General features: G+C 67.6%; 11 protein-coding genes. 9 read left to right on the top strand and 2 right to left on the bottom strand.

Annotation, left to right across the window (positions count from 1 at the left end):
- Positions 1–137 precede the first annotated feature (137 nt).
- Positions 138–377 carry a hypothetical protein gene (locus tag OG587_RS05265; RefSeq protein WP_329087400.1) on the top strand — a complete coding sequence of 80 codons (240 nt, stop codon included), beginning with the start codon at positions 138–140 and terminating at the stop codon, positions 375–377.
- Positions 378–719: 342 nt separating this feature from the next.
- On the opposite strand, the gene OG587_RS05260 is transcribed toward OG587_RS05265, so the two are convergent.
- A complete protein-coding gene (locus OG587_RS05260) occupies positions 720–1,505 on the bottom strand; it encodes a neutral zinc metallopeptidase (protein WP_329087399.1) in 786 nt (261 codons plus the stop codon).
- A gap of 521 nt (positions 1,506–2,026) precedes the next feature.
- On the opposite strand from OG587_RS05260, the gene OG587_RS05255 reads away from it, so the two are divergent.
- Positions 2,027–2,647 (top strand): TIGR04282 family arsenosugar biosynthesis glycosyltransferase, encoded by a 621-nt coding sequence (locus OG587_RS05255; RefSeq protein WP_329087397.1) that lies wholly within the window; start codon positions 2,027–2,029, stop codon positions 2,645–2,647.
- Positions 2,648–2,793: 146 nt separating this feature from the next.
- Here the strand turns inward: OG587_RS05255 and OG587_RS05250 are convergent, their stop codons facing one another.
- Positions 2,794–4,080 carry an endonuclease Q family protein gene (locus OG587_RS05250; protein WP_329087395.1) on the bottom strand — a complete coding sequence of 429 codons (1,287 nt, stop codon included), beginning with the start codon at positions 4,078–4,080 and terminating at the stop codon, positions 2,794–2,796.
- Between the two features lie 499 nt (positions 4,081–4,579).
- Here OG587_RS05250 and OG587_RS05245 point away from each other — a divergent pair, with 499 nt between their 5' ends.
- The 7 genes from OG587_RS05245 to OG587_RS05215 all read left to right on the top strand — a co-directional run bounded on the left by OG587_RS05245 (position 4,580) and on the right by OG587_RS05215 (position 12,581).
- A complete protein-coding gene (locus OG587_RS05245) occupies positions 4,580–6,040 on the top strand; it encodes an MFS transporter (protein ID WP_329087393.1) in 1,461 nt (486 codons plus the stop codon).
- Positions 6,041–6,179: 139 nt separating this feature from the next.
- Complete coding sequence (locus OG587_RS05240; RefSeq protein ID WP_329087391.1) at positions 6,180–7,397, top strand: cytochrome P450; 1,218 nt, start codon at positions 6,180–6,182, stop codon at positions 7,395–7,397.
- A gap of 20 nt (positions 7,398–7,417) precedes the next feature.
- The gene (locus tag OG587_RS05235) at positions 7,418–7,615 is read left to right on the top strand and encodes a ferredoxin (protein ID WP_329087390.1); all 198 of its coding nucleotides are present in this window, start codon (positions 7,418–7,420) and stop codon (positions 7,613–7,615) included.
- A 282-nt stretch (positions 7,616–7,897) separates the two neighbouring features.
- Positions 7,898–8,707, top strand: coding sequence for an SAM-dependent methyltransferase (locus OG587_RS05230; RefSeq protein ID WP_329087388.1), 810 nt, complete (start codon positions 7,898–7,900; stop codon positions 8,705–8,707).
- Between the two features lie 621 nt (positions 8,708–9,328).
- Positions 9,329–10,648 carry an ABC transporter substrate-binding protein gene (locus OG587_RS05225; protein ID WP_329087386.1) on the top strand — a complete coding sequence of 440 codons (1,320 nt, stop codon included), beginning with the start codon at positions 9,329–9,331 and terminating at the stop codon, positions 10,646–10,648.
- Between the two features lie 108 nt (positions 10,649–10,756).
- On the top strand, positions 10,757–11,746 hold the full coding sequence (locus OG587_RS05220; RefSeq protein ID WP_329087384.1) for a carbohydrate ABC transporter permease: 990 nt from the start codon (positions 10,757–10,759) through the stop codon (positions 11,744–11,746).
- On the top strand, positions 11,739–12,581 hold the full coding sequence (locus OG587_RS05215) for a carbohydrate ABC transporter permease (RefSeq protein ID WP_329087382.1): 843 nt from the start codon (positions 11,739–11,741) through the stop codon (positions 12,579–12,581). The genes OG587_RS05220 and OG587_RS05215 overlap by 8 nt, the downstream gene beginning before the upstream one ends.
- Positions 12,582–12,584 lie beyond the last annotated feature (3 nt).

Below are 12,584 nucleotides of genomic sequence, written 5' to 3'. Positions count from 1 at the left end.
AGAGGGGCACAAAAGCGCATGAAAGGGGTATTCGTTCCGAATGGGGCTCGGTGTGAGTCTTGAGGATCGACGTGGTTCGGCTTTCCGGAAAAAAGGTGATATCTCCGTCGAATCATCCGCACGTCATGGGAGAACCCATGTCCGTTGCCCGCTGTATCGCCATCGTCGTCCTCGTCGCCTCCGTGGTGACGCTCGCCGCGCCGGTCGCGTCCGCAGCTCTCATTCCGCCCCAGCCCCCCTCGATGGACGGGTATCTGTCCACCGGGAGGACCACCGTCAAGCACGGCGACACCACGGAGACCTGGAGCTGGGGGCCCGGTTACGAGAGCTACCAGTCCTCCCAGAGCAGTTCGCGGCAGTTCGTCGAGTGCTGGTAGCCGGGCTAGGTTTCAGGCCCGTACCTGACCCCGGGCCCGAGCCGGAGCGTTTCAGGCCCCGAACGAGAGGTCGACCCCGAGCCGGGCCCTGAACCCGGTCCCGAGCTCGATCCCGGTCCCGAGCTCGATCCCGGGCCTGAAACCGAGTCCGGGCCTGAAACCGAGTCCGGGCCTGAAACCGAGCCCGGTCCCGAGCCTGGCCCCGAGTCCGGCGCCGGGGGCTCGCCCGTGAGGGCGTTCACCGGCGGAATCCCTCTTCGCCGGTGGACGGATCGCGGACTGCGGGACCGGGCCCCGGTCACGATTCGCGGACGGGTTTTCGCGCGAGCCTCTCCGGCCGGGTTACAGGACCTTGCCGGAGGAGGCGGTCCAGGTGTTGCACGACTTCGGGTTTCCGGAGGCGTAGCCCCGCTTCGCCCAGGAGACCAGGGTGGAGCCCTTGCCGTACAGGCTTTCCTTGCCCTTGGTGTCGCCGTCTGTCCTCATCAGGTTCAGCATGCGGCCCAGGTCCTTGGCCGGGTAGCCCAGGGTGGACCAGACGCTCTTCGCGGTCACCCCGGCCAGGCACTTCGACTGCATGCCGTAGCGGCGATACTGCTCGGCGGCCTCGGGTCTCGTGTCGTAGTGCAGCGCGGCGTTCCCCTCCGCGATGTCGACCATGTTCATCACGTGGTGGCCGTACGCGGCGCTCAGCTTGGCGAAGATGTCGAGGTCGCTGGAGGACTTGGTCCAGTCCGGGCGGATCTGCACGTCGAACCAGGCCCGGCCGCCGCAGTAGGAGACGTCCGACTTGGGATAGCGCGCCTCATGGGTGCACGGGTCCTCGATCCTGTCCTTCAGGTCGAACTGGACCGGCACGTACGGCAGGTTGGCCTCCTTGAGGTAGGAACCCCAGGTCGTCTCCAGACACGCGACGATCGCCTTGACGTGCTTGGAGACCGAGGCCGTGGTCTTGCCCTTGGGAGGTCTCTTGGCACATGCCGCGTCGGGCAGCTTTCCGGCGCCGTAGAGATCGTTGTTGGTCAGGACGGAGGCGTTCTCGATCGGATATGCGGCGGCGGCGGTGGCCGTACCGGAGAGCAGCAGGACGGACGCGCCGGCCGCTGCCATGATCATTCGAATCTTCATGATCGCCGACATTAGGGGAAATACCCGCAGTCGGTAAATATCCGGCGAGCTTCTGGAATTCACTTGGAACAAAGGGCTTTGTTTCCGGAAGAAACAATCGTCGATCACCGGTCAACCAGATGGTGGTACACAGCCCGAGCGAGGCCGTGCTCAGATGATGGCACCAGCCGTGGCTCAGGTCACTCTCTCGGCGCAGGCCCGAACTGGTCATTTCTTGGAAGCACGTCGTCATCCCTCGGGGGCGATCCAGCCCGGTGGCCTTAGCGTCGAACGATGAAGATCGACGTGGTGCCGCCCCGCCCGGACGGAGAGGCGGCCCTGATACGCCGGGTCATGGCCGATCGAGCGGACGCATGAGCCGCGCCGGGAACGGGCGGTACGGCGCCGGTCCGTTTCCTCACACCCGGGATGAGCTTTCCCAGGACGAAATACTTCATGGCGACGCGTCCAGGAGCCGGCGAGCCTGGGGTGAGCCGTCGCGGCGCGTACCGTCCCAGGGCGGGCCGCCCGGGGGACAGGTCGTGGTGCTCGCCAAGGAACCGGTGCCCGGGGAGGTCAAGACCGGGCTGATCCCGCCCTTCACCGCGCGTGAGGCCGCCGCGCTGGCCGCCGCCGCCCTTGAGGACACGTTGCGCGCGGTCGCCCGCGTCCCGGTCGCCCGGCGCGTGCTCGCGCTCGACGGTGCTCCGGGTCCCTGGCTTCCCCACGGGTTCACGGTGTTGCCGCAGCGTGGGGACGGGCCGGACGAGCGGCTCGCCGCGGCCTTCGACGACGCCCACCGGCTCCTGCCCGTGCCCGTCGTGCTGATCGGTACGGACACCCCGCAGGTCACCCCGGACATGTTGGCCTATGCCCTGTCCATGCTCAGCGCCTACGACGCGGTGTTCGGCCCGGCGGCGGACGGCGGGTTCTGGCTGCTCGGGCTGCGCGTTCCCGACCCCGGCCTTCTGCTCGGCGTCCCGATGTCGGAGCCGACCACCGGCGAGGTCCAGCTGCGGAGGCTGGGGGAAGCCGGGTTGAGCGTCGCCCTGATGCCCCGCCTCACCGACGTGGACACCGCGGCGGACACGTTCGTCGTGGCCGCGCAGGCCCCGCGGTCCTTCTTCGCCGCCGCCCTCGCCAGGATGAGCGCGCTTCGGTGAACGGAGTCCCGGAAGGCCGCGCGAACGGAGCCCGGGAGGCCGCGGTCGACGGGACCTGGAAGCGGGGCTCGGAACCGGGGCCTGGAAGCGGGGCCTGAAAGCTGGGCTCGGAACCGGGGTCTGAAAAACGGGCCTGGAAGCGGGGGCTAGAAAAGTGTCGGGGTGGTTTCCTCGCCCGTGCGCTCCAGCTCGCCTGGTTCGAAGAGCCGGATCACGCCGTACGTGCCGTCGTACCCGGGTTCCCGGATCACCTCGCCGCGGCGCAGCCGTTCGACGGCCTCCGCGAGCGGCGGTGAGTGGGCCGCGATGTCGTCGACCGGCACGTCCTCCAGGATCCCCAGCTCGGGACCCAGGACGGCGGTGAGCCTGTCGACCTCCTTGAGGACCTTCTTGCTCTTCGACCCCACGCCGAGGATCTCGCCCACGATCTCCGGCAGCGGTACGAGGCTGCGAAAGCCCGCGACGCCCTCCGGCCGGAAACCGTCAGGCCGGTCGGCCAGATCCTGGACCCGGCTCAGCACGCCCACCGTGAGCGGCTTCCCGCACACGGGACAGATCCCGTCACGCCCGCGCGTCTCCTCGGGGCCCATCCGGATGTCGCACCCGCGGTGCCCGTCGACGTGGTACTTGCCCTCCTCGGGGAAGAACTCGGTCGTTCCCGCGTACCCGGTCCCGGTCTGGAGCGCTCGCAGGACGGCGAAGTAGTCGAGGTCGGTCTCGAACACCGTGGTCTCGCGGCCGACCATGGGCGGCGAGTGGGCGTCGGAGTGGCTGACCAGCCGGTAACGGTCGAGGGCGGAGACCCGCCAGTTCATGGCCGGGTCGCTGGACAGCCCGGTCTCCAGCGCGAAGATGTGCTCGGAGAGCTCGCCGTAGCACTCCTCGATCGTGTCGAACCCGGACTTCGAACCGAAGACGCCGAACCACGGCGTCCAGACGTGGGCGGGTACCAGATAGGCGCCGTCGCCGCTGCTCAGGGCGATCTCCAGCAGGGCGCGGGAGTCCAGGCCGAGGATGGGCCGCCCGTCCGCGCTCAGGTTACCGATCCGGTCGAGCCTGGCGTTGAACGCCGCGGCCTCGTCGAAGCCCGGCATGTAGACCAGGTGGTGGATCTTGCGGGTGCGTTCGCCGCGCCGGTAGATCGTGGAGATCTCCGTGGACAGCATGAACCGCACCTGGCCGGGGACCACACCGGCGGGCGGCGGTCCGAGGGCCTCCAGGTCGATCTCCTCACGCAGCCGGAACAGCCCCGGCTCCGCGGGTACGAGGTTCTCGCGTAAGTGCTCGAACCACGTCGGATGTGTGAAATCGCCGGTGCCCATCAGCGCGACGCCCTTGCGCCGTGCCCACCATGTCAGGTGCTCCAGGTCGCTGTCTCTGCTGCAGGCCCGAGCATATTTCGAGTGAATGTGCAGGTCAGCATGGAAACGCATCCATCACATTCTGCCACAGGCCAGAGATGAAGATCAGGAAAGGGAATGAACCGGCCCGGATTATGACGGTCTTCCCATTGGACGGACCCGCTCCGCACGGCGATGCCGCCGGACGGACCCTCCGCGCACCGGGATCCCGATCGGGAGAGCGGAACGTCTTCTTCGCCGACGCCGGATCTCCGCCGCGGCCCATCACGGAAAGGTTCGACGGCCGTTTGAGGGTTGCCCGCCCGTCGGCCCTGGACCGTCGGCCGTGGGCGAGGAAAAGTCTCCGGGAACGCTTCAACGTAAGTCTTGAAGACATGAATACCGACGACGACAAGTCACCCGGAGCGGGATCTGCCGTCCGGCCCCGCGGCCTACGCATGCGACACGGCTCGGCCGATGCGCCGAACGGGGCGGATCCGCGCGTTCGCCGGGGCGAGGTCCTGGCCCCACGGCCGTCCAGGACGGGGCACACCACGATCCCGTGCACCACCCACCCGACGGAGGTGACCGCGTGACCCCCGCCCCAGCCTCCTGGCGGGAGCTCCTGGGCCCGGAACATCTCGGAGCCGTGATCGTGATGGCCGGTGGGGTGCTCGTCGGCGCGGTCAACATCTATCTGGCATCGAGCATGTTGCCCACCGTGGTGGCCGACATCGGCGGCGCGAGTTTCTACGCGTGGAGCATGACGATCTACCTCGTCGCCACGGTGATCGCGACGATGCTCGTCAGCCGGTTCCTCTCCCGGTGGGGGAACGTCGGCGCCTACCTTCTCGGCTTCGCCGTGTTCATGGTGGGCTCACTGGCCTGTGCGGCGAGCATGACGATGCCGATGTTGCTGGTCGGCCGTGGAGTCCAGGGACTCGGTGCCGGGTTGCTGTCCGGGCTGGGGTTCGCCGTTATCCGATCGGCCCTGCCGCGCCGGCTCTGGACACGCGGCAACGCGTTGATGTCGGCGATGTACGGCATCGGAAACTTCGTCGGCCCGGCACTCGGCGGCCTGTTCGCCCAGTTCGGCTCTTGGCGCCTGGCGTTCGTGCTGATGGCGGTGATCGCGGTGGCCTGCGGCGCGGTCGTTCCCCGCGTGCTGCCCCGCAGCGAACGGAGCGACGCGCGGGCGCCGATCCCGATCGTGTCGCTGATGCTGGTCACGGCCGCCACCTTGGCCGTCAGCGTGGCGGGAGTCCTGCCCGGCGCGATGACGAGGGCGGCCGGCATCGTGGTGGCGCTGCTGCTGGTCGTCGGATTCGTCCTCCATGAGCGGCGCAGCGAACTGCGGGTGTTCCCGCGCACGACCTATCGGGCGGGTTCACCACTGAAGTGGGTCTACCTGACGCTCGGGCTGCTGGCCTTCGGCGTCGCGGCCGAGTCGTTCCTCCCGCTGTTCGGTCAGCGACTGGCCGGTCTGCCCCCGGTCGCCGCCGGCTTCTTCGGCGCGGTCATCTCCCTCGGGTGGTCGGTGACCCAGATCGGCAGCTCATCGGCGGTCAGGGAACGCACGGTGCGGCGGTTGATCGCCATCGGCCCGGTGCTGCTCGCGCTCGGCTTCCTCGCTCAGGGGCTGCTACAGCGCGAGAGCGTGCCGATCTGGCTGGTGGCCATCTGGGTGCCGGTGCTGTTCGTCGCCGGTTCGGGCATCGGTATCGCCTACCCGCACCTGTCCGTGGCCGCGATGGCCAGCACCCCGGACCCGGAGGAAGGAAGGCAGGCGGCCGCGGCGATCGCCACCGTGACGACGATGTCGACCGCGTTCGGCACGGCGGTCGCCGGAGTCCTGGTCAACCTGGGCGGACGGTCGATGCTCGACTCGGCCCGATACCTGCTGTTTGGATTCGCGATCATCTGCGCGATCGGGATCGTCACCGCCCGCGCCGCGACTCGTTCGAGCCGACCGGGGCCCTCCTCGTCCGAGCCCTCCTCGTCCGAGCCGTCCGAGCCGTCCGAGCCGTCCGAGCCGTCCGGCCGCACCCGCTGAGGCGGGGCTCGCGACCGACCCCGGGCAGGTCGCGATCATGCCAGTCATTCCGGGGGAAACGCTCGACCCGGGTTTTCCAGCGCCTGTTCGGCGAACGCCCGCAATCACCTGACGACCGCATTCGATGTGAGGAGATTTCATGACCGATGACCTGTCGGAGACGCCGATGTTTCCGATGGCTCGTGCGACGGGTTGCCCTTTCGACCCGCCGCCGGAGCTGAGCCGGAGGATGAAGGAGGCGCCGGTCTCGCGAGTGAGGCTGTGGGACGGCACTACCCCGTGGATGGTCACCCGCTACGCGGATGTGCGCGCGCTGCTCACCGATCCGCGCGTCAGCGTCGACGTCGCGCAACCCGGCTTCCCGCACACCAACGCGGTGAGCAAGGCACGCGACGCGCACATGAAGACGCTGATGCAGATGGACGCGCCGGAGCACACAGCCCAGCGGCGGCTGCTGACCTCGGACTTCATGATCAAAAGGATGGAGGCGTTGCGGCCCCGGATCCAGCAGATCGTCGACGACCTCGTGGACGAGATGCTCGCCGGCCCCAATCCGGTCGACCTGGTGGAGGCGTTCGCGCTGCCGGTTCCCTCACTGGTGATCTGCGAGCTGCTGGGTGTGCCCTATGCCGACCAGGCCTTCTTCCACCGGGTGGCCAGTGCGCTCGTCATGGACGAGCCCGACCCCGCACAGGCCATGGCCGCCAGCGAGGAACTGAACGCCTACTTGGAAGAACTGGTGGACAGGAAGAACGCCGAGCCGGGCGACGACGTGTTCAGCAGGCTGGCCGTCGAGCAGTACCGGACCGGCGGGATGACCCGGCGTGAGATCGCCACGATGGGTCAGCTGCTCCTGGTCGCAGGGCACGACACCACCGCGGTCATGATCGCACTGGGTACGGCCGCGCTGCTGGCACACCCGGACCAGCTGAGCGAGGTTCGCGACAGCGGCGACCCCGCACTGGTGGCCAACGCGGTTGAGGAACTCCTGCGCTACCTCTCCATCACCCACACCGAAGCCCGCCGCGTCGCGCGCGAGGACCTTGAGATCGGTGGCCGGCTCATCCGCGAGGGCGAAGGCATCATCGGCGTGAAAAGCGTCGCGAACCGGGATCCTTCAGCCTTCCCCGACCCCGACGTTCTCGACGTCCACCGCAAGGCCCGCCACCATGTCGCCTTCGGCTACGGCGCCCACGTGTGCCTGGGCCAGCCACTGGCCCGGGTGGAACTGCAGGTCGTCTACGGCACCCTCTACCGGCGCATCCCCACACTGGCCCTGGCCACACCGCTGGAACAACTGACGTTCAAACACAACGCGATCTTCTACGGGGTGCGGGAACTGCCCGTCACCTGGTGAATCGTGAAAGGAGAAAGCGCGTGAAGGTCACCGTCGACGAGGACGCGTGCGCCGGCTCCGGGCAGTGCGTACTCGGCTCACCCGGGGTGTTCGCCCAGCGCGACGCGGATGGCGTCGTCGTACTCCTGCGAGACAGTCCGGAACCGGGGCTACGGGAGGACGTTCGTGAGGCCGCCCGCATCTGCCCGGCCCAGGCGATCACGCTTACCCCGTCGTGAGCCGGCCGTCTCGGATCGTCGCCGCGGGTGCTTCGGCGGCGGAGGAGGTCTGACGGCCGCCGGAACCCCGCCGCCGGTTCACTGACCTTGGCCGGCGAGGGCGCCGGGTCCGCCCATGCTCCCGCGATCTTCCCGAGGTGTGTCGCGAAACCTGTCGCGAAACCTCAGGAGGATCGTGGGAGTACGGCCGCGACCGTGACCGGGGACATATCCACCGATAAAGATCCACGATCTTGCGGGCCCCTCATATCATTTCCCGAAGACGAGGGACGGGGCGAGGGCATGACCGAACAAGAGGCTGTTCCTGCGGGTATTGATCCGAGCATTCCGAGCGTCGCTCGAATGTACGACTACTACCTCGGGGGCAAGGACAACTTCGCCTCCGACCGCGAGGCCGCCGAACAGTTCATCCGGATAGTGCCCGGCATCAGGGAAATGGCCCGGGACAACCGGGCGTTCCTGTCGCGGGCCGTCGAGCTCCTCGCGCGTCAGGGCGTGCGGCAGTTCCTCGACATCGGGTCGGGGTTGCCGACGCGGGACAACGTGCACCAGGTCGCCCAGCGCGTCGCGCCGGAGAGCCGGGTCGTCTACGTCGACAACGATCCCATCGTCCTGGTGCACGGCCGCGCGCTCCTGGAGGACAACGCCTTCACCTCGGTCGTCCAGGCCGACATGCGGGAACCCGAGAAGCTCCTGACACACCCGCAGGTCGAGAGTGCCATCGACTTCACCCGGCCCGTCGCCGTGTTGATGGTCTCGATGCTGCACTTCATCCCCGACGACGTCCTGGTCGCCCGCATCATGTCCGAGATCCGCCAACGGCTCGTCCCGGGCGGCCACCTGGTCATCACGCACGCCTTCGAGGCCGAGGTCAGCGCGGAGGTGCGCGAGGCCGGGCAGAAGGTCTACCGTTCGACCAGCGCGGGGGCGCTCACCTCGCGGGGCCCGGAACAGCTGGCCGAACTGCTGAGCGGAATGGATCTGCTGGAACCGGGTGTCGTCCCGGTGGAGGCGTGGCGGCCCGAATACGACGAGGACGTCACGGTCGACTTCACCAAGCCCGGCATCCTCGGCGTCGTCGGGCGGCTCTGACCGTTCCGCTGGTTTCCCCCGGCTCCCGGCCCCGGCCCCCGGATTCACGACCCCTGGCCCCGGCCCCCGGATTCACGACCCCTGGCCCCGGCCCCCGGATTCACGGCCCCCGGATTTACGGACATAGGCCGGGTTTCGCCCACCTCGGTGGCGTCATGGCCGGGCGAAGTCGATCCGCGTCGATCCGCCGTCGTGACCCCGCCACGGCCACGGCCTTTCTCACTTTCGCGCGCGGGGCACGCGTGAGGGGAGCGAAACCTCCGCGCGCCGTGCCCGCGCCTCCCGGTTCCGGCCGTGCCCCGCGATCCCGGCCGTGATCCCCGGTTCCGGCCGCGACGTCCGGTCCCGTTCGCGACTCCCGGCTCCCTCCCGGCTCCCACCCGGCTCCCACCTGGCCTCCGGCCCCGGCCCTGGTCCCGGCACGTGTCCGGTGTTCCCGGTCGTGACAGCTTCGCGCAACAGGTGCTCGTCTTGTCACAGGACGGCCATCAGTCGACCTGATAGTGATCGATAGATCTCAAAAGATGTTCTATTGACACCAACTGTAACCTGATGTTCAAATGGCAACACTCAAAGGCAAGGTAAGCCCCCCGCTTGCCATTTCTCATCAGGAGCGGCGCGATGAAGTCCCAACCCCTCGCAGCTGGCGTCTCCGCACTACTTCTTGCCGTCGCCCTGACCGCCTGCTCCGGCGGAAGTTCCGAATCGGACAGCGCGACCGGTTCCGGCGATGCCCCCGTCACACTTACGTACTGGGCGAGCAACCAGGGCGCGAGCCTGGAGAACGACAAAGAGGTTCTGACGCCGGAGTTGGCCAAGTTCACCCAGCAGACCGGGATCAAGGTCAACCTGGAGGTCGTTCCGTGGAGCGACCTCACCAACAACACCCTCGCCGCGGCGGTGAGCGGGCAGGGGCCCGATGTCCTCAACATCGGGAACACCAACGCGACGACGTTCCAGTCGACCGGTGCCTTCCACCCCTTCGACGACGCCGCGCTGCAGAAGATCGGCGGTAAGGACCGCTTCGTCGAGAGCGCCTTCGCCACGGCGGGTCCGCCCGGCGCGGCCCCGACCTCGATCCCGCTGTACAGCCAGGTGTACGCGCTGTACTACAACAAGAAGACCTTCGCCGACGCCGGGTTGCAGCCCCCCACCACCTGGGAGGAGCTGGTCTCGACCGCCCAGAAGCTGACCGACCCCGCGAAGAAGAAGTACGGCATCGTCATCCCCGGCGGCACCGTCAACGTGAGCATGCACTTCTCCTACATCTTCAGTGAGCAGTACGGCGGCTCGGCCTTCGACCAGGCGGGCAAGCCGTCCTTCACCTCCCCGGGGATGATCAACGGCGTCAAGCAGTACGTCGACCTGATCAGCAAGCACCACGTCGTGAACCCGAGCGCCGCGCAGTACACCGAAGCCGCGCAGGCCGCCGGAGACTTCGCCCGGGGCGACGCGGCCATGCTCATGACGCAGACCTCCGGGATCAACGTCCTGAAGCAGAACGGCATGGAGCCCGACCAGTACGGCATCGTGCCGATCCCGGCGCCCGCGAGCGGCACCAAGATCTCAAGCTTCGTCGCGGGGACCAACCTCTCCATCTTCAAGAACACCAAGCACCTCGACGCCGCGCTGCAGTTCGTGAAGTTCATGACCAGCGACGAGGAGCAGCAGATCCTCAACAAGGCGTACACCACCCAGCCCGCGGTCAAGGGCGCGTCGGCCGCGTTCACCGAGGACCAGGAGAAGCTGGACGCCTTCACGAAGATCCTGGCCGAGCAGGCGAAGCCGTTGCCGCTCGTCCCGGGGATCCAGGCCTTCCAGGCCAACGTGGGTGGCGAGGTCGTCGGGCTCATCGCGAAGGCGGCGACCGGGGCCACCATCGGTGACGCCGACATCAAGGCCGCGCTGGAGCAGGCCCAGCAGAAGATGGGCGCCAGCTAGGTCCCGTCCGGCACAACCGGCATAACCGACAGAACCCACCGAACCACGGGTTGACATCGTCCCACGTCAGCCCAGCACCCGGGACGATGTCAACCCGAGGAGAACGAGATGGCAGTGACGTTCCCCAGGAGGCCCGCACAGGGGCCACCGGGCGAGCAGGAGCCGGACGCCGACCAGCCGCAGCGCAGGAGAAGGTTCAACTGGACGCAGGCCGCGCCCTACCTGCTGATCCTCCCGGCTGTCGCGTTCGAACTGCTCGTCCACGTCATCCCGATGATCGTCGGGATCTTCATGAGCTTCCTCCAGCTCACCCAGCTCTACATCGCCAACTGGTCGGCGGCGCCGTTCACCGGCGCGGGCAACTACGGTGTCGCGCTGGACTTCTCCGGCCCGCTCGGGTGGCAGCTGCTGCGGTCCTTCGGGATCACCCTCGGCTTCACGGTGCTCGTCGTCGGCATCTCGTTCGTCTTCGGGATGTCGGCGTCGCTCGTGCTGCACCGCCTGGGACGCGGCCGCGGTTTCCTGCGCACCCTGTTCCTCATCCCGTACGCGCTGCCCGCCTACGCCGGCATCATCGTCTGGAAGTTCATCCTCCAGCGGGACAACGGGCTGCTCAACCAGTTGCTGGTCGACGGCCTGCACCTCGCCAGCGAACGGCCGTTCTGGCTCATCGGCGGCAACGCGTTCGTCTCGGTCGTCGTGGTGTCGATCTGGCAGCAGTGGCCCTTCGCGTTCCTGATGTCGATGGCCGGCATGCAGGTGATTCCCGAGGAGCTTTACCAGGCCGCCGCGATCGACGGCGCGAGCACCTGGCAGCAGGTCCGCCACATCACGCTGCGCATGATGCGTCCCATCAACGCCGTCCTGATACTGCTGCTGTTCCTGTGGACGTTCCGCGAGTTCAACACCCCGTACGTGCTGTTCGGGCCGACTCCGCCGGAATCCGCGGACCTGCTGACCGTGCACATCTATTCGAGCTCGTTCATCACCTGGAACTTCGGCCTGGGTTCGGCTATGTCGGTACTGCTGATGCTCTTCCTCGTCGTCGTCGCCAGTCTGTGGGCCCTGTGGAACAGGAGAGTGAACCGCGATGCGTGAGCAACTGTCGTTCCGCGTTTTCCGCTGGGTGGTGCTGGTCCCCCTCGCCGTGTTCACGGCCGTCCCGCTCTATGTGATGATCACCTCGTCACTCAAACCGCTGCGGGACGTGCAGGGTGATTTCCAGTGGTGGCCGACGAACCTGACGTTCGAGCCCTTCATCGACATGTGGTCGACCGTTCCGCTGGCCGACTACTTCGTGAACAGCCTGCTGGTCACCAGCATCGCGACACTGTTCAGCGTCGTCATCGCGATCTTCGCGTCGTACGCCATCTCGCGCTACCGGTTCCGCGGCAAGGGCGCCTTCTCCGGGGTCGTCCTGTCGACGCAGATGTTTCCCGGTGTGCTCTTCCTGCTGCCGTTGTTCATCATTTTCGTCAACATCGACAGAAGCCTCGGGCTCCCGTTTCTCTACCAGACCAGGATCGGGCTGATCGTCACCTACCTGACGTTCACCCTGCCATTCTCCATCTGGATGCTGGCCAGCTATATGGACGGTATACCGCGCGCCCTCGACGAGGCCGCGAAGGTGGACGGCACCACGGCGCTCGGCGCGCTTTTCCGGGTCATCCTGCCCGCCGCGCGGCCCGGCATCATCGCGGTCGCCGTCTATTCCTTCATGACCGGCTGGGGGGAAATCCTTTTCGCCTCGCAGCTGACCAACAGCGCCACCCGTACCCTCTCGGTCGGCATGCAGAGCTACGCCACCGAAACGAATGTCTACTGGAACCAGGTCATGGCCGCGGCCCTCGTCGTGAGCGTGCCGATCGTCGCCGGATTCCTGATTCTGCAGCGATATCTCGTCTCCGGCCTCACCGCCGGAGCGGTAAAGTAGGGG

It is taken from the genome of Streptosporangium sp. NBC_01469 (genome assembly GCF_036227305.1).
In the GTDB taxonomy this organism is placed as follows: Bacteria; Actinomycetota; Actinomycetes; order Streptosporangiales; family Streptosporangiaceae; genus Streptosporangium.
Note: the sequence above shows the minus strand (reverse complement) of the source record. Positions and strands in the feature narration are given on the sequence as shown.